This window comes from Rhizobium leguminosarum, assembly GCF_010668065.1.
GTDB classification, from domain to species: Bacteria; Pseudomonadota; Alphaproteobacteria; order Rhizobiales; family Rhizobiaceae; genus Rhizobium; species Rhizobium leguminosarum_S.
On record NZ_WUEN01000006.1, the window covers coordinates 262,791 to 285,676 of the forward strand.

Annotated in this window: 25 protein-coding genes and 2 pseudogenes; 12 read left to right on the forward strand and 15 right to left on the reverse strand. The window is 58.7% G+C overall.

Features of this window, described 5'->3' with window-relative positions; translation table 11 throughout:
• Nucleotides 1-7: 7 nt before the first annotated feature.
• The 3 genes from GR198_RS19260 to GR198_RS19270 all read left to right on the forward strand — a co-directional run bounded on the left by GR198_RS19260 (nt 8) and on the right by GR198_RS19270 (nt 1,843).
• On the forward strand, nt 8-385 hold the full coding sequence (locus tag GR198_RS19260; RefSeq protein ID WP_164069394.1) for a hypothetical protein: 378 nt from the start codon (nt 8-10) through the stop codon (nt 383-385).
• Nucleotides 386-681: 296 nt separating this feature from the next.
• Nucleotides 682-1,128, forward strand: a complete 447-nt coding sequence (locus GR198_RS19265; protein WP_312876458.1) for a DarT ssDNA thymidine ADP-ribosyltransferase family protein — start codon at nt 682-684, stop codon at nt 1,126-1,128.
• A gap of 1 nt (nt 1,129) precedes the next feature.
• Complete coding sequence (locus GR198_RS19270) at nt 1,130-1,843, forward strand: DarT1-associated NADAR antitoxin family protein (protein ID WP_164069396.1); 714 nt, start codon at nt 1,130-1,132, stop codon at nt 1,841-1,843.
• Nucleotides 1,844-2,136: 293 nt separating this feature from the next.
• On the opposite strand, the gene GR198_RS19275 is transcribed toward GR198_RS19270, so the two are convergent.
• The 3 genes and pseudogenes from GR198_RS19275 to GR198_RS19285 form a co-directional block, all read right to left on the reverse strand.
• A complete protein-coding gene (locus GR198_RS19275; protein WP_164069397.1) occupies nt 2,137-2,745 on the reverse strand; it encodes a J domain-containing protein in 609 nt (202 codons plus the stop codon).
• A gap of 531 nt (nt 2,746-3,276) precedes the next feature.
• A pseudogene (locus GR198_RS35900) lies at nt 3,277-3,540 on the reverse strand (type II toxin-antitoxin system VapC family toxin); the annotation flags it as partial.
• Between the two features lie 136 nt (nt 3,541-3,676).
• On the reverse strand, nt 3,677-4,510 hold the full coding sequence (locus GR198_RS19285; RefSeq protein ID WP_164069436.1) for a helix-turn-helix domain-containing protein: 834 nt from the start codon (nt 4,508-4,510) through the stop codon (nt 3,677-3,679).
• Nucleotides 4,511-4,796: 286 nt separating this feature from the next.
• Between GR198_RS19285 and GR198_RS19290 the strand changes: the two genes are divergently transcribed.
• A complete protein-coding gene (locus tag GR198_RS19290) occupies nt 4,797-5,690 on the forward strand; it encodes a helix-turn-helix transcriptional regulator (RefSeq protein ID WP_164069437.1) in 894 nt (297 codons plus the stop codon).
• 150 nt (nt 5,691-5,840) lie between these two features.
• Here the strand turns inward: GR198_RS19290 and GR198_RS19295 are convergent, their stop codons facing one another.
• From GR198_RS19295 to GR198_RS19330, 8 genes are all read right to left on the reverse strand, one after another.
• Nucleotides 5,841-6,677 carry an alpha/beta fold hydrolase gene (locus GR198_RS19295; RefSeq protein ID WP_064653212.1) on the reverse strand — a complete coding sequence of 279 codons (837 nt, stop codon included), beginning with the start codon at nt 6,675-6,677 and terminating at the stop codon, nt 5,841-5,843.
• 62 nt (nt 6,678-6,739) lie between these two features.
• Nucleotides 6,740-7,426, reverse strand: coding sequence for a YoaK family protein (locus tag GR198_RS19300; RefSeq protein ID WP_064653214.1), 687 nt, complete (start codon nt 7,424-7,426; stop codon nt 6,740-6,742).
• Nucleotides 7,427-7,670: 244 nt separating this feature from the next.
• Complete coding sequence (locus GR198_RS19305; RefSeq protein ID WP_164069398.1) at nt 7,671-8,579, reverse strand: glyoxalase; 909 nt, start codon at nt 8,577-8,579, stop codon at nt 7,671-7,673.
• Nucleotides 8,580-8,929: 350 nt separating this feature from the next.
• Nucleotides 8,930-9,361: a DoxX family protein gene (locus GR198_RS19310; protein WP_164069399.1), complete on the reverse strand. Its 432-nt coding sequence runs from the start codon at nt 9,359-9,361 to the stop codon at nt 8,930-8,932.
• A 306-nt stretch (nt 9,362-9,667) separates the two neighbouring features.
• Nucleotides 9,668-11,650: an amidohydrolase gene (locus tag GR198_RS19315; RefSeq protein ID WP_164069400.1), complete on the reverse strand. Its 1,983-nt coding sequence runs from the start codon at nt 11,648-11,650 to the stop codon at nt 9,668-9,670.
• Nucleotides 11,650-11,940, reverse strand: coding sequence for a XapX domain-containing protein (locus tag GR198_RS19320; protein ID WP_164069401.1), 291 nt, complete (start codon nt 11,938-11,940; stop codon nt 11,650-11,652). The genes GR198_RS19315 and GR198_RS19320 overlap by 1 nt, the downstream gene beginning before the upstream one ends.
• A 71-nt stretch (nt 11,941-12,011) precedes the next feature.
• Entirely contained in the window at nt 12,012-12,701 is a 690-nt protein-coding gene (locus tag GR198_RS19325) for a hydrolase (protein ID WP_164069402.1), read from the reverse strand.
• Nucleotides 12,702-12,796: 95 nt separating this feature from the next.
• Nucleotides 12,797-13,729 carry a ring-cleaving dioxygenase gene (locus GR198_RS19330; protein WP_164069403.1) on the reverse strand — a complete coding sequence of 311 codons (933 nt, stop codon included), beginning with the start codon at nt 13,727-13,729 and terminating at the stop codon, nt 12,797-12,799.
• A gap of 118 nt (nt 13,730-13,847) precedes the next feature.
• Here GR198_RS19330 and GR198_RS19335 point away from each other — a divergent pair, with 118 nt between their 5' ends.
• Complete coding sequence (locus tag GR198_RS19335) at nt 13,848-14,747, forward strand: LysR family transcriptional regulator (protein ID WP_164069404.1); 900 nt, start codon at nt 13,848-13,850, stop codon at nt 14,745-14,747.
• Between the two features lie 443 nt (nt 14,748-15,190).
• Here GR198_RS19335 and GR198_RS19340 read toward each other — a convergent pair whose 3' ends face one another.
• The 3 genes and pseudogenes from GR198_RS19340 to GR198_RS19350 form a co-directional block, all read right to left on the reverse strand.
• The gene (locus tag GR198_RS19340; RefSeq protein WP_164069405.1) at nt 15,191-15,484 is read right to left on the reverse strand and encodes an I78 family peptidase inhibitor; all 294 of its coding nucleotides are present in this window, start codon (nt 15,482-15,484) and stop codon (nt 15,191-15,193) included.
• A gap of 288 nt (nt 15,485-15,772) precedes the next feature.
• On the reverse strand, nt 15,773-16,111 hold the full coding sequence (locus tag GR198_RS19345; protein ID WP_204337165.1) for a type II toxin-antitoxin system VapC family toxin: 339 nt from the start codon (nt 16,109-16,111) through the stop codon (nt 15,773-15,775).
• A gap of 41 nt (nt 16,112-16,152) precedes the next feature.
• Nucleotides 16,153-16,287, reverse strand: a pseudogene (locus GR198_RS19350) (type II toxin-antitoxin system VapB family antitoxin); the annotation flags it as partial.
• Between the two features lie 489 nt (nt 16,288-16,776).
• On the opposite strand from GR198_RS19350, the gene GR198_RS19355 reads away from it, so the two are divergent.
• The 5 genes from GR198_RS19355 to GR198_RS35445 all read left to right on the forward strand — a co-directional run bounded on the left by GR198_RS19355 (nt 16,777) and on the right by GR198_RS35445 (nt 19,558).
• Nucleotides 16,777-17,643: a transglutaminase-like domain-containing protein gene (locus GR198_RS19355; protein ID WP_164069406.1), complete on the forward strand. Its 867-nt coding sequence runs from the start codon at nt 16,777-16,779 to the stop codon at nt 17,641-17,643.
• Between the two features lie 194 nt (nt 17,644-17,837).
• The gene (locus GR198_RS19360) at nt 17,838-18,047 is read left to right on the forward strand and encodes a response regulator transcription factor (RefSeq protein WP_409514055.1); all 210 of its coding nucleotides are present in this window, start codon (nt 17,838-17,840) and stop codon (nt 18,045-18,047) included.
• Between the two features lie 342 nt (nt 18,048-18,389).
• Complete coding sequence (locus GR198_RS35910; RefSeq protein ID WP_246711110.1) at nt 18,390-18,773, forward strand: hypothetical protein; 384 nt, start codon at nt 18,390-18,392, stop codon at nt 18,771-18,773.
• A 30-nt stretch (nt 18,774-18,803) separates the two neighbouring features.
• On the forward strand, nt 18,804-19,208 hold the full coding sequence (locus tag GR198_RS19370) for a host attachment family protein (protein WP_164069407.1): 405 nt from the start codon (nt 18,804-18,806) through the stop codon (nt 19,206-19,208).
• Between the two features lie 77 nt (nt 19,209-19,285).
• Complete coding sequence (locus GR198_RS35445) at nt 19,286-19,558, forward strand: hypothetical protein (protein ID WP_204337166.1); 273 nt, start codon at nt 19,286-19,288, stop codon at nt 19,556-19,558.
• Between the two features lie 125 nt (nt 19,559-19,683).
• Here GR198_RS35445 and GR198_RS19380 read toward each other — a convergent pair whose 3' ends face one another.
• Nucleotides 19,684-20,577 (reverse strand): AraC family transcriptional regulator, encoded by an 894-nt coding sequence (locus GR198_RS19380; protein WP_164069408.1) that lies wholly within the window; start codon nt 20,575-20,577, stop codon nt 19,684-19,686.
• Between the two features lie 188 nt (nt 20,578-20,765).
• On the opposite strand from GR198_RS19380, the gene GR198_RS19385 reads away from it, so the two are divergent.
• Nucleotides 20,766-21,323, forward strand: a complete 558-nt coding sequence (locus GR198_RS19385) for a type 1 glutamine amidotransferase domain-containing protein (protein ID WP_164069409.1) — start codon at nt 20,766-20,768, stop codon at nt 21,321-21,323.
• Between the two features lie 47 nt (nt 21,324-21,370).
• Nucleotides 21,371-22,798 (forward strand): NAD-dependent succinate-semialdehyde dehydrogenase, encoded by a 1,428-nt coding sequence (locus tag GR198_RS19390; protein ID WP_164023900.1) that lies wholly within the window; start codon nt 21,371-21,373, stop codon nt 22,796-22,798.
• The last annotated feature ends 88 nt before the right edge of the window (nt 22,799-22,886 follow it).

A 22,886-nucleotide genomic window follows, 5' to 3' on the forward strand; every position in this document is an offset into this window, starting at 1 on the left:
GCTGCTAATGCCGGCTGCCAATCTATGCCAGCCACAGTCATCCCTAGGGGCGGCGCTTTCCGGCGACCCGTCGATCCTGCGTCTGGAAGACATGGGCGAGGGGCAGGCAAGGCAGTTCGCCATGACAAAGGCGTTCGCCAGTAGCGATGAGCGATATGCAGAAACAGGACTTGAAACCGATATAGGCCGCCTGGAGTGGTTGCGAGCAGGCCATGATGACCAGTATGCGGTGCGGCGCCACATCCATGAAGCGGAACGGGAGATCGAAACCGCGACCCGGCGCATCGCGGGCCCATCTTCCAACTCGAAAATGAACTCAACGGGTTTGGCGCGCGAGGGTTATCGCCAGCGGCTGGAGGCATGCCAGCGTCGTCTGGCGTCCTAAAAGTCGCGGAGAGCCGGCACCTTCGCCTTCGTCGATAAGCTGGCGGAGAAGCGTCAGAAATTGCTAGAGGTAGAACGATCCTTGTCGGCTGATGTTGATGGGCCCCTACAGCCGTTTGGTCTCCCTGCAAGACTGAGGTAAATGATACATCTGTGTTTTTCGCACTTCGAATTGTGGGCGTTTTCCATTAACATTCTTCTGAATGAGACCAGACAGTGGTCCTTCGGAGGATGAATGGCTATTGATAGTCTAGAGAAAGTGCCTCTACTTTATCATTTTACTGACCGGAGAAACCTATCGATCATCAAGGAGATGGGGGTCTCTACCCTTTGGCGCAGCTTGATCAGAGAAGGGTCAAGGTTCCTGCACCTGGTGGCAATGAGTGGAGCCGGGACGCGGACGCGTTAAAGGGAATGGGCAACTACGTCCATCTCTGCTTTCGCAGCTCCCATCCTATGGAATTTGTGGCACGTCAGGAGGGGCGGATTACGGACACAATCTTTTTGCAAATCCACCCGTCGGTCATGCAGTTTGACGGTGTCCGCTTCACGAATGACGTAGCGAACAAGGCCGGGGTCGAATCAGTTGCGATTGCAGATGCTGAAGCTCTCATTGACTTCGAAGTTTTGTACACTCGAACAGACTGGAAAGACCCTGCCATTAAAGCGCGTCTTTCCCAAGTGGAGAAATATGAGGTGCTTGTCCCTCATGTCATTCCGCTCGCCTATATAAGGAACATATAGCATGGCAGAGAGACCGATCTTCGTTCCCACGTCTGAGGAAGATGGCTACGTCAGGCGCATCGATTTCGAGATTCCGTGGGCGGGCGGGTTTGCCGAGGTTCAAAAAAAGAAGAACATTCGTTCGCTCCATGACGCCGCCAAGGCCGCTGGATATGAATCTCTCCTGGAGGTTTCGACCAAATCCGACGAGGTGGCGGGACGTCACCTGAGTGCGTTTCATCTCCGAGTTACCAGCGATGGCGGCGAGATGCCGCTTGAGAACGCCTTTCAAGGCAGCAAGGTGTTTGAGCACGGTGGCCCCTATACTGAGCTCTATGACGTTGATCCAAGAGAAGCGAAACGGGACCCGCGCCTTCGCAGTTCTGGAGCCCTCACTGGTTTCGAATACAATGGATTTCGATTTCCCCTAGAACCTACGACGGTGTTTTACGACTGGCTCTATCTCAACGCAATTTTCCCACACCGCCAATGGCTCAAAAATCGTGTGGACGGTGAGAAGCGGTATGATGGTTTTACAGACATCGAATTTAATCCAAACAGATCGATTAACTGTCAGGCAAAGTCGTGCGCGTTGTTCGTATCATTGATGAGAGAGGACAAGCTGGAGCAATATCTAGAGACACCCTCGACCTTTATCGATGCAATGTCCGCACACCCGTCGCGCTCGGCGCCACATCAGCCACATGTGCGACAGGCGCGTTTTCATGTCGCTTAAACCCAGTTCGGGTACCAGTATCTGACGTGAAATGCTTCAGTGCCGCGCGATATCATCAAGGGACATCCCCCGCTTCAGATGACCGCGCATATCCGTGCCGATTGCGCGCATCAAGCCAGAGATGGTTAGCGATGGCATATGAGGCCATGCGTCGGTCGCTTGCGCGCATAACTTCGGGAGAATGGGTCCGAAGATTAGCAAAAATCTTAGTGGTAATCAAATCAGTCATGTAGCCGACTTGGGTAGGGTATCACCGGTTCGTATCGGTTCAAGGCGGCCAGTGTGTATCGCACCTAACAGAAGCCATTGAGCTTCAGGATTTTATAGGCATCGATCGTCGCCTGCAGAATCTCCTCTGACGCGCGATCTCCATCGTTTGCGTCGGGATGGTGCATCTTAAGCTTCTGCTTGTACCGGCTTCTAATTTCATCCGGCGTTGCGTCCGGTGAGAGAGCGAGCGTTTGGAATGCTTTTGCTTCTAGCACCCTAGGTTTGCGGGATTGAAGGGCAACTCTTGCCGCTTGCCTTTGAGTGGCGTTTTTTCTTGCATTGATCGTCTTCGCGGTCCCGGAGCGAATTGAGGAGGGGAGGGGCGTTCCAGAAGAGTGATTGACTCTAACTCCCCAGCTAGGGCGGCTCCCACTTGCCGCTTCCCTCTGATAGCGGGCCGTGACGGGGTTCGAGAGCTTCGTCACGTAATTGTAGCCTTCGCTATACTCTTTTGCGTGGCTACGGCAAAACAGCAGGTACAGTCCCTCAGCATCCGCTCCCACGGGGGCGCGATGCATGCCTTGTTTGTCGCATCCGTCCCATTGGCATCTCGGGCCACTTGTTTCGCGATGTTCAGCCGGTTTGTTTCGCGTCGGTCTCAGGCCGACAAAAATCTTTGAATCAGACGTCATGGCGCGTTATACGACTTTGCTGCCGGACACGACAAGATTGCAGACGCCGATCCTTTGACCATCAGCAGCTCATTCTAGGCACGCAAGTTTAGTCGACTGCGGCAAGTCCGCTCTTCGCACAATCATCCGCATCAAAAAATCAGGAATTTTGCAGAAGCCCTATTTGTCGTTCCAACCGCCTCGCGTGACGACATCGTCGATATCGCACGGTCACTGGCACGGCCGGGCCGGTGAGGCGAGGGATGCCCACGGGTACCACTCAAGCGGAACGGCTTGCCGGGGGCAGTCGGTCCCGGGTTCCGCTCGTTGAGCGGCGCTCCGCTAACTCTCCTGCGGCTGCCCTTTTAACCGGTCAAGCCGTGCGCGAACTGGCGCCGGCGCGGACGCGCCTTCGCCTGGTATGCTCATTGTTTGGAGGTTGCCCTGCCGTGGCCGGCAGGGCGTCGACGGGAGAATTCGACCGGCCAGAAGCAGCGCACGATCACCGCTATAGCTGAACACCGCCTCTCGAGGGAGGATCGGCTTGAGCACTCAATGGGATCTTTCGACCGGTATATGCAGGGTAGTTCCCGCCTTTTCGGCGGCTGCTCGCAAGCGCTTGTCTCTTGTCCACGACGTGGCTCGCTGCTCCAGGAGGATCGAAGCCAACAAGTGGGCATCCGTGTAGCCGATACCCATGCTGAAAATGCCATGTCGATCGATCATTGTCATGACTTCGTCATGCGTGGCGACGATCGCTTCGCTCTGGGCCGTAAGGAAAGTTAGGACGTTGCGGCGATCCCGCAAGCTGCCAAGATCCCCATCTTAAACTCGCTTCCGCTCCGGCCTGGTGCTCGTCTGGCGGACCGAACAGCAGGACACAAGCCCGATTGTCCTGCCTTCTGCTCTGCCGGTCAGCTGTAATTCCTTGGTCGGGTCCGTTTCAAATAGACTACACGTTACGCCGCCAATTGCCGGGCGTTGCGCCAACGACAGTTGCGAAAACCCTTGTGAAGTGGCTTTGATCGGCGAAGCCGCAGGCGATCGCCACTTCGGCGAGCGGAGCATTTGAAGTACGCAGCAGGGTGCGGGCGCGATCTATTCGTTGGCTGAGAAGCCATTGATATGGCGTCATGCCCGTCGTCTCGCGAAAGGCGCGAATGAAATAGCCGCGAGACAGATTGCAGGCCTGCGCCACTTGCTCGATCGAGATGTCCCCGTCAAGGTTTTCGAGAAGCAGAGTTTTCGCCAGATGCTCGTGCGTGCGCGACAGGCTTCGTGATTTGTTGGGAGTTGCAACGGCCCGGCCGCCATAGCGTTGAACCAGGTAGGTTCCGATGGCAGTGGTCATCTGGTCGATGAACAGCGCGCTTGCCTCCTCCGGTTTTTCGAGTGCCGGGATCAGCGCCCGAGCGAGGTTGGCAAGCACGATGTCTTTCGAACCGGTTTCGGCCGCGAGCGAGGTGATGCCGGAAAGTTCCGCACCATCGGCAATCCGGATGAGAGCCGCAGGCGAAATTTCGAACAGGAGAAAATCGAAAGAACCGCTTAGATCTGCCTTGTAGGCCTCGGACAGATCGCGAATGTAGATCGAGTTCTCCGCAAAGTCGTGGGTCGTCACATGATGTTGGTGATGGATGCGCCGTGTGTGACCGCCGATCGATGAGACACCAACGACGAACCCCCGGTCGCTTGCCGTTGTCTTGACCTGATCGAGCCCCAAGACGCTCGTTCCCTTGCGAAAGACCGCAATATCGGACCCTGCCAGCGCCTGGTTGATCGACAACTGTTTTAGTGGACATCCGAAGGTGTCGGTTGCCGTTGCGCCGAGTGATTTCACGTGGTTGTCGGACATAGGAACCAAGACGCCCAGCTTTCGTTTTTCTAAGGCCAATCTCGCGGCTCAGCCCTTCAGCGCAGCCTTCTGGAAATTCGCCGAATCTCATCGACGAGGATGCTTTTGTGCAAGATAGATGCTTCGAAGATGTATAGAAACTCGCAAATCGTGGCATCGCCACGGTCGGGCTATACCGTTCCCAGCCCGGAGGATCGAGACACATTTGAGTGAAGCGTTGGCGGTCAGCGACAGGATTGCAGCATGTTTTGGCATCAGTGCTGCGAGGGCCCTGGTTATCAGGCCTCTTCGCGAGGCGAAGCTCTCTGTCGTTCATCTTGACCACGTTTATGAAGGTGCGGGGCATCCCGTCTTCCTCCCGGCCGATGATGCCTTCCTGGTCATGCTTTATCTCGTCGATGTCGATCATCGCGACATCTGTGCGGACCAGACCGTCACACCTTTGAAGACCTATCCCAAGGGTTCCGTCTGTCTCATCAGTCTGAGGCATGGCGCCGCGATCTCGGTTGGTGGTCATTTCGAGGCGCTTGCCTTTCATATCCCGAACTCTCACTTTGCCGAGCTCGCCGAGGAAGCAGGCGAACCGCACGTCGAAGACCTCGCGACCTGCCGAGGGATCGACGATCAGGTGATCCGCAACATTGGTGGAGCACTGATGCCGATGTTTGACATGCCGGACGAAGTCAGGGATCAGTTGCTTCCTCATATAGGGCTGGCGCTGAACGCCCATCTCGCCCATCGTTACGGACGCTCACCCGCGCAGCGACTGTCGACGAGCGGTCGGCTGTCTCCCCTGCAGGAAAAGCGCATCAAGACGTACATGGCCGCAAACCTGTCGGCCAACATGACCGTCGATCAGATTGCCGACGCCACAGGTTTTTCGGTGAATGAGCTCTGTTCAGGCTTCTTGAATGCAACCGGGCAGTCCGTTAGCGAATGGATGTCGGCGTACCGGATGACCAGGGCTAAATCACAGCTGAGCAGGACCGGTGATACCATCGCGCAGGTGGCCGCGGCGTGCGGTTTTGCTGATGAGGACACATTCATCGACACCTTCTCGAAGACTGTGGGAGTGGCTCCGGCGGAGTGGCGCTCACGCAATCGGCACTAGGCGAGTTGAAGTTGGAGCGACGCTGCAACGCGATCTTTTCACTCGACCTCGGTTTCAAGGAAAGTCGCCGATAACATCATGGTGAAAACAGCTTCAGACGCGTTTTGCGCGGTCCGGATGCGGCACTGAAGCCGCACCCGGACTGACGGATCAGGCTTCGACGAATGCCAGAAGATCGGCATTCAGGACATCGGCATGGGTGGTCAACATGCCGTGCGGATAGCCGTTGTAGACTTTCAAGGTGCCGTTCTGCAGCAGTTTTGCCGACAGCCGGCCGGCATTGTCGATCGGCACGACCTGATCGTCATCGCCATGCATGACGAGCGTCGGAACGGTGATTGCCTTCAAGTCTTCCGTCTGATCGGTTTCGGAGAAGGCCTTGATCCCATCGTAATGGGCCTTGGCGCTGCCCATCATGCCTTGGCGCCACCAATTCTGGATGACGCCCGGGTAGACCTTCGCGTCGGACCGGTTGAAGCCATAGAACGGACCGGTGGGGAAGTCGATGAACAGCTGCGCGCGGTTTTCGGCGACGCCCTTACGGATGCCGTCGAACACTTCCAGCGGAACGCCAGCGGGATTTGTCTCGGTCTTCAGCATCAGCGGCGGTACGGCGGAAACCAGGACCGCCTTGGCGACGCGCCCGGCCGGCTGGCCGTATTTTGCGACGTAGCGGGCGACTTCTCCCCCGCCGGTCGAATGGCCGATATGAACGGCATTCTTCAGATCGAGCGCTTCGACGACAGCGAAGGCGTCGGCGGCATAGTGGTCCATGTCGTGTCCGTCGGAAACCTGTGCCGAACGGCCGTGACCCCGACGGTCATGGGCGACGACGCGGTAACCCTTAGACAGGAAGAACAGCATCTGCGCGTCCCAGTCGTCCGACGACAGAGGCCAGCCATGGTGAAAGACAATCGGCTGGGCATCCTTCCGCCCCCAATCCTTATAAAAGATCTCGACGCCGTCCTTGGTGGTGATGTAGCCCATTCTCTTGTCTCCTTGATTGAGGTGGGGGTGGAAAATGTTCGCCGCCGATCGCGGGTGAGCAGCTATTTCGCGTCGCCTTCCGGTGTCTCGATCTCGGCGATCAGCGCCAAGAGACCGAGCAGTGGCGGGATCGCAAGGCACCAGATGCCAAGCCACATGAAGGCCGCGGCGGCGACACCGCAGCCGAGGGCGAATGCGCAGACGCTCGTCAGCATCTTGATCATCCGCTTCTTGGCTGCATTTTTCGCTTCCAGGCTTTCGCCGCGAATGACATCAGCCAAATCGATCATGATCTGGGTGGTGTTGCCGGTCATCATCGTCGTCGGTGGTGCCTTCGCCAGATGGATCTTATGGGCGGCGTTCTGGATAGCCATCGCGGCCACCAGCACCATCCCCGTCAGGATCGCCGGCCATCCGTCTCCCTTCGGGAAAGGACCATAGGAAACCGCAAGGACTGCCGCCACGACCAGCAACAGAAGCTTCACCCTCATCATCGTGCTTAAAACCGGGTATTTGCGCCCGGCGAGCCAGAAGCTCGCCAGTCTGGTTACGAGGATGACAGCGCAGAAGACCGGCAGAGCGAGAAGCTTGGCGATGATCCCGGACGTGCCGAGCACGACGGCTGCGCCGAATGTCACGAAATTGCCTGTGACATGCGCCGTGAACAGCCCCTGAAGCGCCAGAAAGCCTGCTGTATCGACATATCCGGCGTCGAAGCTCAAGACTGTTGCGAGAGAGATTTTTTTCATACGTGCTTTTCCTTTGCCGTCCCGCTGCGGGAGAGTCTCGGCTTGGCGCCGAGACAGCTTTTATTGTGGCCGCCGGCCTGGCGGGTCGTTTAGCCGACCTCTTAAGGAATGGCCTCGATGGCACCCGCTAGGTTGGTATTGAAGGCGTTGTCTACGCATGCCTCGATGTAAGCGCCCCTCGATGTCCCACCGACATGGACGGCATCCTTGGTCGTCCGCCGCCACACCAGGCCCGAGCGGTCGGTTATTCCGAGACAAGTTGTGCGTGGATCTCGGCGATGTACCCGCCGGGGAACTGAACGATGGCTGCCTGACGCTTGTCTGCCTTGTAAGGCTGGACGAGCACGGTCGCGCCGGAAGCGGTGGCCTTTGCGAGGGTTGAATCGAGCTCCTTCACCGCGTAACCGGTGGTCTCATAGCCATAGGGGTAAGGAAGGTGGCCATCGGTTACGAGGATCGACATGTTGCCGAAGTCCGATGTGATACGGACGCGCCGGTAGGTGTCGCTCTGGCGACCGATCTCGACGCCGGGTGCCCTTCTGTCGTCGGAGACGATTTTGCCCTTCGAGAAGGTCAGGAAATCATCAATGAAGGCGCCGACGGAATCCTTTGAAACATATATTCTGTTTTCAGGGACCGTATCGAACTTGGGATAATCCGGCGCCTTGGTGTGCCAGTAGAGCTGCATGTTGATGCCGCCCGGCCATTGGATGACGGCATCGCGGCCGATCGGGTCAGGGAAGGCATCGACAATGACTGAGGCTCCGGCATTTCGAGCATCGCGGATCGCCCGGTCCATGTCCGTCACGAGGTATCCTGTCCGTTCCTTGCCGAAGGGATAGGGGATCGGCGTCTTGAATCCGAACAGCGAGACTGTGCCCGCGGGCGTTTGGATCAGTTGCGAGGTCGTGCTGCTCGGTGTCGGCGTCACCGTGGCGACGATCTGCTTGGTCGATGCACCGCCGAACGTGGCGACGAAGCTCGCCGCGAAGGCATCGACGTCGGTGACCGGAACATAGACATGGGTCGTGTCGTATTGCGCGCCAACCGCCACGTTCTTGCCGGCAGCCCCTGCGGCTGTAGCAGAAGAGGCCATGATCGTGGCTACGGCAACGGCGACGGCGAATTTCAATCCAGCTGATGGAAAACTCATGGATACATCCTCATGGTTAGGTCGGTTCCGGCGGGCATCTGTCTGTGAAGGGATAGTGGTCCAAGCGTCAAAGGTGGAAAATTGCAATAATTCCGTCAATTGAATTGCCATTTTCGCAATAATAGGGCCGCGAAAGTCCGCCGGGCAAGTATTTTCGATCGCTGGCTACCGGCGATTTCGCGCCGCCATTTTTTTGAGGTCGAGTTCATACTCGAGCTGTCGCATGACGGCCTCGTGGATCTCGCCAGCGCGGTGCGTTTTCAAGATCTCAGCCCGGCTTTGTTGGCCGCAAGGACGGCTCAGCAATGGAGGGATTTGACGTCATCATGGCAGGCATAGGACGATGCGCTCTATTTTCCTCTCGCGCGTTTGCGCAGGTCAAAAATAGCAACGAAGACGAAGGCACCGCTAAGACCGACGTGCTCGAAGAAGCCGTTCATGGCTGCCGAATGCTCGAATCCGGCCGGGATCTCCCAGAACCGCAGGGCAAGGAATGTCGCCATCAATGTGAATATCGCCAGGGCAAGAGCTCCCAGCCAGCGCAAGCGCCCCGAAAGGATGAGGGCGGACATGGCGAGTTCGAAGATCGGCACGCCGACTGCAAAAAGTGGCGCCGGAGCCAGCCCGAAATGGTTCATCTCGGCGACTGCCCCCTGGAAGTCGAAAACCTTCGTCAGCGGACCCTGGATGTAGGCGGAGCAGAGCGCGAGCAATGCCAGGAATTCGGCGACGAAGGCCTTGCCGGCGAAGCTGAAGGTTTCTCGAGCATGTATGGTCGTCATAGGAGTATCCTCAAAACACTTGTGATCGCGCCGACGTTGAAGCGATCACCGGGAGCTTGAATGCTTTCTCTGTCCTTGCCAGCGCGACCATGTTGCCGAGAAGGAGCTGACGATCCGTCGACCCGACGCCAAAAGGCGAGACCGTCTTGTCGATCGATCATCTGAACGACTGGCTGAGCCGGTTCAACGAGTGGAATAGCGGACATGATTTCTCCGGGCTGCGGCCATTTCGCCTGGCCTCTTCGTTTGCGGGAAGCCCCTCTCCAGATCGTGCCGGACAGGAGCTTGTATCGATAGGCCGCGTTCTCAGACGGCCCAGCAGGAGCAGCCAAGGGCGCCAAAGAAGCCCTTCAGGTCGGCAATGGGCAGCTTCGATGTCCAGGCACTGGCATGATCGTGGCCATGGACACCGCAATCGATGGCGCAGCTGCAGGAGGTGATCGCCGTACGGCGCAGCGAGTGTCTGCCTGCACCGTCGGGCTCGCCCCAGGCGGCATAACCGCCGAACTTGCGAACCGGTGACCAGTCCGGCATGGCGGGCGGAATGTCGCTTTCATCCAGGGTGGCAAAAGTGCCGGCACCGTAGACGATCTTGCCGCCCACCATGGTGAGGTCCGACGTCAGGAACGAAATCTCGTCCTCGGCGCAGGCGAAGAAGTCCTTGTCCGGGACGACGAGATCGGCAAACTGGCCCTTTTCGATGCGCCCCTTCTTGCCCTCCTCGTTGGAGAACCAGGTGACCTTTTCGGTCCACATCCGCAGCGCCGTCTCACGGTCGAGACAATTGGCACGCGGGTAGAGCTGCATGCCGCCGACAGTCTTGCCGGTGACCATCCAGGACAGCGAGACCCAGGGGTTATAGGAGGCAACGCGGGTCGCATCCGTGCCGGCCGAGACGTTGACACCCTTGTCGAGCATGCGCCGGATCGGCGGAGTGGCTTCGGCGACACCGTGGCCGTAGCGCTCAACGAAATATTCGCCCTGATAGGCCATGCGGTGCTGAGTTGCGATGCCGCCGCCGAGCGCCGCGATCCGGTCGATCGAACGATCCGAGATCGTTTCGGCATGGTCGAAGAACCAGTTCAAACCTTCGAGCGGAATGTCCTTGTTGACCTTCTCGAAGACGTCGAGCGAACGGGAGATGGTCTCGTCATAGGTGGCATGCATGCGCCAGGGCCAACGGTTCTCGGCAAGCACGCGAACCACTTCCTCAAGTTCGCCTTCCATTTCCGGCGCCATTTCGGGCCGTGGTTGACGGAAATCCTCGAAGTCGGCGGCGGAAAACACCAGCATCTCGCCCGCGCCGTTGTGACGAAAATAATCGTTGCCCTGCTTATATTTGACTGAGGCCGTCCAGTTGAGGAAATCCTCTTTCTCCTGCTTCGGCTTCTGGGTGAAGAGGTTGTAGGCAAGCCGGACGGTCAGCTGATGTTCGTCCGATAGTTTTTGGATGACTGCATAGTCGTCTGGATAGTTCTGAAATCCGCCGCCCGCATCGATGACGCCGGTGATGCCCAGCCGATTCAGTTCCCGCATGAAATGGCGGGTGGAATTCACCTGGTAATCGAAGGGTAGTTTCGGTCCCTTGGCGAGTGTCGAATAAAGGATGCCGGCGTTTGGCTTGGCCAGTAGCAGGCCGGTGGGATTGCCGTTGGCGTCGTGCGTAATCTCGCCACCGGGAGGGTTCGGCGTGTCCTTCGTGTAGCCCACAGCCCTGAGTGCCGCAGCGTTCAGCAAGGCCCGGTCATAGAGATGGAGCAGGAAGACCGGGGTGTCAGGTGCGATCGCGTTGATCTCGTCGATCGTCGGCAGGCGTTTTTCGGCAAACTGATGCTCGGTGAAGCCGCCGACGACACGCACCCATTGCGGAGCCGGGGTGATGGCGACCTGTCGCTTCAACATGTCCATCGCATCGGCAAGCGACCGAACACCGTCCCAGCGGAGTTCCATGTTGAAGTTAAGGCCGCCCCGCACAACGTGGGTGTGGTTGTCAATCAGGCCGGGCAGCACGCGCTTGCCCTTGAGGTCGACGATCCTTGTATCAGGCCCAGCCAGCGCCATGATGTCGCTGTCGCTGCCGACCTCCAGGAACAGACCGTCCTTGACGGCCACTGCGGTGGCGCTCGGATTTGTGCGATCAAGCGTTGTGATCAAGCCGTTGTGAAGGACGATGTCGGCGTGCATGGCGGCGGCTCCGGTTTTGGTGGGATCGGCGGCATTGGCCGTCGAAAACAGGTTCGAAAAGGCGAGGCTCGATGCTGCGCCCAGGAATGTGCGGCGCGTCGTCATCAGCTTTTCCTCGATGTCGAATCTTGACGGGGCGGGTTCACCGCCACCACGTTTTCGCCGCCCTTCGGGAGGTGCCCGAACATGTGCGGCTTTATCTGGTGAAGCCAGGAGACGGCGGCAGGCTCGCGGGCCCAGATGCTCTTTGCCAGGGGCACGAGCTGCTCGCCGACAAGGATGCCGAGCAGCCCGATAAGCGCGACCACGGGCGGGGCAGGCGAGCGGACATTGAGCAGGCTGTAGATCACGCCCACCAGCAGGCCGGCACCGAGGGACAGGAGATAGATTTTCATCGCGGATCACCTTTGCTTGGGGAGAAGCAGTTCACACCGGCAGGCGGCGGCCTGCCGGTGTAATGACGGTTCTACTTCGCGGGATTCGGGCCGATACGCTTGCCATGGCTGACCCGCTCGGCGCCGCCGTGGACGTGGGTGACGGCATAGTCGATGCCCATGCCGTAGGCGCCGGAATGCTCCTTCACCAGCGACGTGACCGCGTCATAGGTTTCCTTGCGGGCCCAGTCGCGCTGCCATTCCAAAAGGACCTGCTGCCAGGTGACCGGAACGACGCCGGCCTGCACCATGCGGTCCATCGCATATTTGTGCGCATCGACGGAGGTGCCGCCGGAGGCATCTGCGACCATGTAGATTTCATAGTCGGTGTCGTTCATGCAGGAGAGCGCGAAAGTCGTGTTGCAAACCTCGGTCCACAGACCCGCGACCACGACCTTTTTGCGGCCGTCGGCGGCATGCTTGGCAAGCGCGTCCCGGACGTTCTGGTCGTCCCAGGAGTTCATCGACGTGCGCTCGAGGATATCGTTCTCAGGAACGACCGCGAGCAGTTCCGGGAAAGTGTTGCCCGAAAAGCTGTCGGTCTCGACGGTGGTGATGGTGGTCGGGATGTTGAAGATCTTGGCCGCTTTGGCAAGACCGACGACGTTGTTCTTCAAGACCTGGCGGTCGATCGACTGAACACCGAAGGCCATCTGCGGCTGCTGGTCGATGAAGATGATCTGACTGTTCTGCGGGGTGAGGACCTGAAGCTTGCTGGACATCTCGTGTCTTCCTTTGACTAGGTTGAAGGTAGGTAATGGGGCAGGGAAGGCGGCACGTCTTGAAAGTTATGCCGCCGTATTGTTGGAAAGCGACCTCAGGCGGCGAGCGGGGTCAGGCCGGCTTCGATCTGGTCACGATAGGGCTCGTAGCGTGCCGGCAATTTTAAGACCTCGCCAAGATGTGCCGTGTCTTCGTCCCGGTCGAAGCCGGGTTCGTTCGTGGCGATTTCGAAGAGCACGCCGCCGGGTGTCCGGAAGTAGATGGCCCAGAAGTAATCGCGGTCGATGACAGGTGTCACCTGGTATCCAGTATCCATCAGGGCCTTGCGGACCTCGAGCTGCTTTGCGCGGTTCTCGACGGCGAAAGCGATGTGATGCACCGAACCCGCGCCCTGCCTTGCGAAAGGCATTTTCGGAAGAACCTCGAGATCGATCGTATCCGCACCATTGCCGCCGGGGATGACGAAGCGGGTGACATCGCCATCCGTCTCGACACGCTGGTAACCCATGAAACCGAGCAGTTCGGACGTGGCAGCGGCGTCATGCAGGCGAAACTTGGCACCGGTAAAGCCGCGGATGCCGACGCTTTCGTCGATGCCGGCGCCGTCCCAGGCCTTGCGACCGTCGTTTTCCGCTTCGACAAGGGCAAACCCTTCGCCATCAGGCCCTTTGAACAGGAGGCGGGCAGCGCCGAAGGCAGTGTCGGTTTGCAGGTTGTCGGCTCCCTTTGCAGACAGTCGATCCTGCCAGAACGAGAGCGAGCCCCTGGGGACTGCGAACTGCGTTTCGCTGACTTCGCCAACGCCTGCGCGGCCGCGCATCACGTCGGGAAAAGGGAAGTAGGTCATGACTGTGCCGGGAGTGCCGTTCTCGTCACCGTAGTAGAGGTGGTAGACCGCCGGGTCGTCGAAGTTCACGGTCTTCTTCACACGGCGAAGCCCGAGTGTGTCGGTGAAGAACGCATTGTTCTGACGGGCGTCCGAAGCCATCGAGGTGACGTGGTGCAGCCCTTTGATATCCTTGATCATGATGTTTTCCTTTCATCGCCGATGTCGTTCGTTGTGCGTGCTTGAAATCTAGTTCGCTTGCCTGCTCTCCGGAATTGCAATAAAGATTTCGAGTGAATTGCTCAGGATGAAATAATAAATGAACGACTATAGGGCGCTTAGGACGTTCTTGATGGCTGCGGAAAAGCGCAATTTCGCGCAAGTCGCGCGGGAGCTCGATATGACGCCGGCGGCGGTCACCAGAGCGATTGCCGCACTCGAGAACGAGTTGGGAGTGCAGCTTTTCGTGCGGACGACACGGCAGGTTTCATTGACGACCGACGGTGCGATCTATGCAGCCCAGATTAAGCCGGCGATGGAGGCGTTGGAGAAGGCACGTGCCGACCTCATGAACACGCACAAGGCTGACCATGGTCGCCTGCGGATCAGTGCACCGACCTGGTTCGGGCAGCAGGCTCTGCCCCCGATCCTGGCCGGTTTCAAAGAGTTGTACCCGAAGATAAGTTTTGAGATTTCACTCGCTGACGCGCTCGTCAACATTATCGACGACGACTACGACCTCGCGATCCGGATCTCTGCGGCGCCGTCCGACAAGTTCACGATCTGGAGGAAAATCAGCATGGTCCGGCGTATCCTGGTGGCTGCGCCAGGCAGCCGATTTACGGAAATGAAGCATCCAAGCGAGCTGACCCCAGACGACTGCCTAGCATATAGCGGCGAGAGCCGGCGGGAAAACTGGGTGTTGTCGGACGGTAGCGGCAGTGCCAACATCTCAGCGGGGCGGGCGTTCAGCGCCAACAGCGGCGAAGTCCTGGCGAGCATGGCGGCCGACGGGCTCGGTGTCGCCATGCTGCCTAAATTCCATATCGCCGAGCATCTGCGCACCGGGCGGCTGGTTCATATTCTGAAAAACTGGTCGCCGCCGGATCTATGGCTGACCCTCTACTATCCGCCATACCAGTCGCTGCCGCCGCGCATCGCGTCTTTCTCTAAGTTCTTCGAGCAGCAGGTCCCTGCGTTCATGACCACTATGGAATGATTGCCGCAAACTCATGCCGGGCTGAACGGCGTTCTTCGAAGGCGCCAATCCAGGCAATCGGGACTAAATCAAATCTCACCCTTTTGCGACTGCGACCGCCGGCTTCTCTCCTGGAGAAAGTCGATGAATACCCGAAGAGCCGACGGCACGGTGACCAGTCCGCTAGAACAGCCGCGAGCTTCGGGACGGCCAGGAAGTTCCGGGCGAACGATTCCGGCGCATAGGAGATTTCCGAGCCTTCCAGGGCCGCTTCTCTCAGAATTTCATGCCTAGATCAGATATCCAGTCTTGAACTCTCAGCGGTCGGGGCATTCGACTGCCGAGGACAAACTGGTACCGCTCTGGTCGAATAAAAAATTCAGACTTTTCGGCGCAAGCGCCCGTAAAAGACGCTAAGGTCGATAACCCGCGCGAACCGCTTTAGTCATGTTTCTCTCGTACGATTACCCACAGGTCGCCCCCACCACGCGGCCCGAGGTGGGATCGGTCTCCAAGGTCACCCTGTTATCTCGGTAATCATGGGTGACGGGTTGGCCGGGGGCGATCTGGCGTACGATGGTCGCTCCAGTTCGTCGCTTGGCTTGCTCGTCGGTCGGCTTTGGTTGCCCATTAAGTGCCCGTGCAGCTATGGGATCACACCGACCACTGGGAACTTCAGAGCCTGCGGAGCAGGCAACCAAAGCCGGGACCGTGCTGAGGAAAACCAGAATAGGCGTAACACCCAGAGCAGATTTCATTGACTTTTGCCTCTTTCAGCTAGCTTCAATATGAAGTCGTTCTGTCATCGAGAGCGTTTTGATGTACCCGACCTATTCGAGATCGGAAACACCGTTTCGGCGACCGCTTAGAATTGCCGCAAGCCGCCGTCAACGCATAATTCAGCACCGGCGATGTAGCTCGCGTCATCGGGTTGCCCTGCCGTGGCCGGCAGGGCGTCGACACGAGAATTCGACCGGCCAGGAGCAGCGCATGTCGATCGCTGCCATAGCTGAAACACCGGCTCTCGAGGGAGGATCGGCTTGAGCTCAATGGGATCTTTCGACCGGTATATGCAGGGCAATTCCCGCCTTTTCGGCGGCTGCTCGCAAGCGCTTGTCTCTTGTCCACGACGTGGCTCGCTGCTCCAGGAGGATCGAAGCCAACAAGCGGGCATCCGTGTAGCCGATACCCATGCTGAAAATGCCATGCCGATCGATCATTGTCATGACTTCGTCATGCGTGGCGACGATCGCTTTGCGCTGAGCCGTAAGGAAAGCTAGGACGTTGCGGCGATCCCGCAAGCTGCCAAGAGCCAGTTCGCCGATGACGCTCGGGTGACAAAGTAGTCGATCGCCTTCGATGACCCAGCGCAGCTCGGCACTCATTTAGCGGAAGTGATCAATCCAAATGGAGGTGTCTGCGAGTATCACTTAGACGCCGTACTCCGGCGGCGCGGAGCTGCCTTGGCGTCGGGCATGGTTCCTCCCAGCGCACTGAGGCGTTTTCCCGATTCCACGCGAACATGGGTCTCCAACGCCTGGCGGACAAGCGCTGCGGTCTCGAGGCGGGGGGGCGGCCCCAAGCAGGTTCGTTCTGGAGCAAGTGTCGACGTCGATTGACACTGGGCTGCCGGAGGCAATGCAACTCTCATGGCAACCGGCTAGGTAACAAAACGAGGGCGCAGAATGCGTTCGTCCGCATAAGCCGTCCGGGGCACGTATTTCGGAGATTTGCGCTCTGAAATCAATCTACCATCGATAAACAACTGCCAACCCATTCCACCGCGGAACTGAATGGCGGTATCATGCTTGTAATGATTTCAATGCACTACGACCTAGCCAGCCCGACATTGCGGTGCCGCGATAGGCCATAGCTGAGGTCCATGCGGGGCTGCGTCCCCTACATGGAGAGCCTCGACAGCCAGTGGCCCGACACACCCGTCGCCGACGTTGACTTCGAATAGATCGCGAAGGCGGCGGCTTCACAGCTGCGTCGGAACTTGTCGGTTCCTTCGGAGTTTCGCAGGGACCTCTCACGCGATAGGCTTCCAATGACCGTCCGCTACACCCTAGGCTGCGACCTATCGTACGACGTTAAGTCGCCTACGGTCTTCATCTTCAACCTAGAGGTCGCGAAGCTCATGCGCCACCACGATCTGGTCGAGCAGCTGACTATCACGCCTGGCCACGAACGGCGCGCCCACGTCGTTCCCGACATCCACAACCGGTATTTCAGCCTCTACGCGCAGCCCGGCCCGTTGAACGTCCGATATCAGGCAGACGTCACGCTCGACGTCTTCCGGGCCGATCCGAACACGATCGACGAGGTTCCGTTGAACGCCATCCCGCTCGACATTATGCCATTCCTGCTGCCGTCGCGCTTCGTGCCGTCTGACCGCCTCTCTGCGTTCGCGGAAAAGGAGTTTGGCGCCATGCCCAAAGGACATCGCAGGGTCACGGCGATCTGTAACTGGATTTACGATAACATCGACTATCAGCGAGGCTCTTCGAACGAGCAAACGACTGCCACTGAGAGCCTCATCAAGCGTGCGGGCATTTGCCGCGACTTCTCGCATATCGGCATCGCGTTCTGCCGGGCGCTCAACATTCCCGCGCGGTTCGTCTCCTGTTACGCCTATGGCCTCGAGCCACGGGATTTCCACGCGGTCTTCGAGGCATATCTCGATGGACGATGGTGGCTGTTCGATGCCACGCGGCAGGCCAATCTCGACGGTCTCGTACGCATCGGCGTAGGGCGTGACGCAGCGGAGATCGCCTTTGCATCTCCGTTCGGCGAGATGGAGGCCGGTCCAGTTCTCATCACCATCGAACATGCCGACGGATCTCCGGAACTTCCAGGACGGACGACGGATGCCATATCGACTGAGCAACCAGCCCCGAACGCAGGAGCGAACTGATGCAAACCCCGCCTTTTAAAGTTAGCAATCCATGTCAGGCTCGCCCGCGGCACAATGCCCTAAACGGCAAGGGAGGTTCGACAACGTGACCGCCGTCGTCTTCGACGGCACCTCTTTGCTGGGATCACAGTCGCCTATGACGGCCATGTCGAGTTCACAGGAATCGGCTGTCAAAGGGGCAACGGAAGCACCATATGTGGTTTATGGAGCCTCGAATAACGCCGCGTGAAAAGGAAGTACTAACGCTCATGTGCGAGGGAAAAAGCGCCCAGGAAATTGCGATGATCCTGGGTTGTTCCGTCTATACGGTGCGCACACACATCGGCCGCTTAAAGGACGAGTTCAACGTTTATAAGGACACTGCCTTGATCGCCGCCGCTTTCCGCAACAGAATCATCGACTGAGGAACCAGGCGCCTGGACGTTGGCACTTCTTTCTCTAGGAACAGACAAAGGGTGCCCTAAAGGAAGCCAAGGGCAAGGCCCAAGTTGCAAAGGGCGATGTCAAGGACGCCCTGAAAAAGGTCGTCGATAAGGCATAGCCATATTCGCCCGCGCTGGTCGCGGGCTTTTTTTCACGAAACAAGCGACCATGAAACGTGTAGCACTCGCCATTGCGGCCGTCGCTGTCGGGCTTCTTACAGAAAGCGCATCTGCCCAGACAACTGAGGATCCGGCGTCAACGCCTGCAAGAACACAGGCCTCCTCGCTCTTCGGGAGCGTTCGCCGGAGGTCAGGGATCTTGTCATGGACGTGGAAAGCCTCGCCATCAGCAAGTCTGATACTAAAGTCGAGGATGTGGCCGTGAAGACCGTCATTCTTGGAGAGGCCTACATCGCCCGGAAGGAAAAGACCGGAAAGCCGGACAGGTTCGTCTGCTTGCTCGGCGACAAGGGCAAGGTCCTGCCGACGTTCTTCACCGCCCAGCAGCGCGTCAGCGAGCCCACTCAATATGGAGGGAAGCCAGAAAGATCGGGAAGGGTGCGTGTCCTCGTTCGCGGCATATGGTGCGGGCGATGTGGCACGTGCTTGACCGGGAGCACCAATTCACGTCGAAAAGCCACAATCGCCGTCTCTAGTACTTCTTCGCGGAAAACGCGACGTTCTCGTCGTTCGCGAAATTCTTCGTGAAGCGCCTCGAGCCAACTTTATGGGAAATCAATGATACTTCCGCAAGGTACAGTCGTCGCCGTGACCGACGGTGAGAAACTAGACCTCTATCACAACACCGGGACTGGCTCCGAACTCAGTCTAACCGCACTGCCTGACGTTGCCATAGAGGACGAGGCCAAAGGCTCGGGCGGTCGCCACGGAAGCACCTCGGCGAACCCGGATGAAAGCCAGATGGCGGAAGACGGATTTTCCGCTGGTGTCGCTCAATACCTCAACAAGCAGGTGCTGGAGGGCGGGATTGTCAATCTCGTGGTCATTTCGGCGCCGCGTTCACTGGGCGAACTGCGAAAGCATTATCACAAGTTCCTTTCCGCCAAAGTGCTTCTGGAAATCCCCAAGGATCTGACGGGCCACTCTGTTCAGGATGTCGAGAAAGTCGTGCAGTCCGCTTGAAACCGTTTGTCGTCGTCACATTCGCGACACAATACCGAACTTCAGAAAGAATTGAATGACCGGCAGAGGCAGGGTGAATGGATTTGAATATCGTCACTCTGACCATCCTCGGTGCTGTCGTCCTTCTTACGGCCTGGTTGGCGCTGATGATGAGAAGGCTCCCATTGTCGCCCAATCGCGTGCCTGGCCGTCGGCACTTTGATGGGTGCGGGGTTGACCTGCCGCGCAATGCTTGGCGCGGCAAGGTCATTGAACTGCTGGAGCGCGTCGGATTGAAAGCCGACCACATCGACCGCTATCCGCACCAGTACTCCGGGCAAACGATTTATCGACCGCTGCCCTTACCCTGACAGCTGTACAGCCAATCATTCACGGTGTGCAGGAAACATTCTCCCTGTCTCGACCAGCAGCGCTGCTAGCGGCCACCTCCTCACGGGGATGAGCGATTAGCCTCGATATGTGCCGTGTTATCCGCTTAAGCGGCGATTTGCGATTTCCCAATACTCTCCCGAACATCCTTGGCCGGAGATGAACCGAACAACCGACCATATTCGCGTGTGAACTGCGGGATGCTCTCGTAGCCGACCGCATAGGCGGCATTGCTGATCGCTGCGCCCTCGGAGATCATCATCCGCCGGGCCTCGATCAGGCGGAGCTGCTTCTGGAACTGCAAAGGCGCAAGAGAGGTCACCGTGCGGAAGTGCTGGTGGAATGACGAGATGCTCATCCCGGCGACTTCAGCCAGACGTTCCACCGGGAGCGTCTCAGCGTATTCGGCTCTGATGACAGCCACGGCCCGTGCGATACGGTTGGCATGGCTGTCGGCAAAGCCGAGCGCACGAATGCCCGCTCCGTGACGGCCGCTCAGCAGCCAGTAGTGCATTTCCCGCACCAACTGGTCTTGGAGGATCGCGATCGACTGCGGTCGATCAAGGAGACGCATAAGCCGAAGTGCCGCGTCAGCGACTTCCGCTTCGGTCGGATCGACGCGAACGGGAAGGCCCGTCTCGGTCTGCGCAACACCGATCTCCAGAACTAGTGATTGCGTGACCGCTGGATCGATGTCGAGCACCAGCGAATAATAGGGCACGCCGGCATTCGCGCGGGTGATCTGACTGACGTTCGGAACATCGGCCGCAATGAGAAGTGAGTCGCCAGCGCCGAAATCAAAGGTCGTGCTGCCCATGGTCACGCGCTTGGCTCCCTGCAGGACAAGCGCCACGAGCGGCTTCGAGATCGCATACTGCATTTCGCTCGGAGCCGTCGCGCGCATGGCAAACAGGCCCGGAATCGGTGTTTGCGCGACGCCAAACCTGTCGGCATTGGCATCAGCATAGCGGCGGACGCATTCAAGAAGGGTACTGCTCACAGTGTGTCATCCGATGCTCGGGATCGATGAGCATAATAAAACGCGAACCGGGTTCCCATGCAAGCCGGTCTGGATGATTAGGCAAGACTACAGGAGTTTCCGGCAACACGGCACCGGCGTGATGAGAGATAAATTGGTCAGTCAGATGGAGCCGATGTGGCGTCCGCTGTTTAACCGAGGAGACCGTCATGACCAATATTGCAAACAGCCGTATCCTGATCCTGGCCACCGATGGCTTTGAGGATGCCGAACTCTACAGCCCTCGTTCGGCACTGCTCGATGCTGGCGCCACGGTCACGCTTGCATCTCCAAACCGTGAGCCGATCCGGGGCTGCATCTACGATGCGGAAACCGGCAACTCTGATCTTTCTGAGGAGACGATAACGCCTGACCGGGTGATCGCCGATGTCGAGGCGGATCAGTTCGACGCACTCGTGCTGCCGGGCGGTGTGATCAATCCCGACAAACTGCGGCTCGATCCGAAGGCCATTTCCTTGGTCAGGGACTTCGTCGCCGCAGGCAAGCCTGTCGCATCCATCTGCCATGGCCCCTGGCTGCTGGTGGAAGCCGATGTCCTGCGCGGCCGTCGAACCACGGCTTGGTACTCGATCCGCACCGACCTGAAGAATGCGGGTGCTACCGTAGTCGACGAGGAGGTCGTTGTGGACGGCAACATCATTACCAGCCGCATGCCCTCCGATATCCCTGCCTTCAACCGGGCGATTGTCGCTGCCCTTCAGAACTGAGCGCAGGGGCACGTCATCCGGGCCGGTAGTTACAAAAGGAGATCGCCATGAGCAGCAAATTCCAGCTCCTGGTCAACGGCAAGAGCCGCGAAGGTTCAGAAGGTGTCGCAGTTGACGTCATCAATCCGGCGACGGGCGAGAGCATCGGCAAGGTGGCTTATGGGGCGCCGGCCGATATTGCAGAGGCAATAGAAACTGCCCGCGGCGGGCTCCAATCCTGGCAGGCAGTGCCGCCATGGGAGCGCGGACGTATCCTGAAAGATGCCGCCGGGATCATCCGGCGCGATGCCGGCCGTATCGCCGAGATGCTGACGCTGGAACAAGGCAAGATCCTCGCTCAGGCGCGCGACGAGGTTTATCGCGCAGCCGACTTCATCGAATGGGGCGGGGAACAGGCCCGCCGGATCGCCGGTAGGATTGTTCCGGGCCGACAGGCGGACCAGCGCATCGAGGTTCAGCCGCATCCGATCGGGGTTGTCGTGGCACTCACGCCCTGGAATTTTCCGATGGCGCTTGCTGCGAAGAAGTTTGCCGGTGCGCTCGCCGCCGGATGCGCCATCATCTGCAAGCCGTCCCAGGAGACACCGGGCTGCGTGTTGGCCCTGGGCGAGGCTCTGCTGGACGCGGGCGTCCACCCGTCAGCTCTCGCCGTTGTGTTCGGCGACGCCAATCAGGTGTCAACACAGCTGATTGAGTCGCCCGTCATCTCCAAGATCACCTTCACAGGCTCGATCCCGATCGGCAAACGCCTTGCCGCAGCGGCAGGCCGCCATATGAAGCCGGTGACAATGGAGCTCGGTGGTCATGCGCCTGTTGTTGTCTGCAGCGATGTGGATCCGGAGGCGACGGCGGAACTGCTGGCCCGCGCCAAGTTCACCAATACAGGCCAGATCTGCCTCTGCCCCTCCCGCTTTTTTGTCGAGGAAAGCATTGCCGAAAGATTCACCGCCCGCTTTGCGGAAGTCGCGGCAAATCTGAAAGTAGGAGACGGCATGGATCCCGCCACCGAGGTTGGTCCTCTCGCCAACGAGCGCCGTTTGGAGGCTATCGCTCGCCTGGTTGACGACGCTCGGGACCGGGATGCGCGAATCCTTGCCGGCGGCGATCGTATCGGAAATCGTGGCTACTTCTACGCACCCACGGTTCTGACGAACGTCTCTGACGAGGCGGCCCTCCTTCAGGAGGAGCCCTTCGGCCCGGTTGCTCCTATCCTGCCGTTCAGGGATGAGGCGGCAATGCTTGAAGCTGCGAACGGCCTTGAGTTTGGCCTGTCTTCCTACGTGTTCACCCATGACGGCAAGCGTCAGCGCCGTCTGGTGGATGCGCTTCAATACGGCGCAGTGTCGGTCAACAGCAGTCTTACGCACTTGCCGGAGGCCCCACTTGGAGGCTGGAAGGACAGCGGTATCGGCACCGAGGGCGGTATCGAAATTCTTGAGCCCTACACGATCACCAAGCACGTGAACATCGTCTAGCGCGGGCCATCGGAAACGAGGGTCGATACCGATTCCTCCGAAAGGAGCCGAACCATGACTCTCGTCGACCATCCCGCTTCTCCTAAGG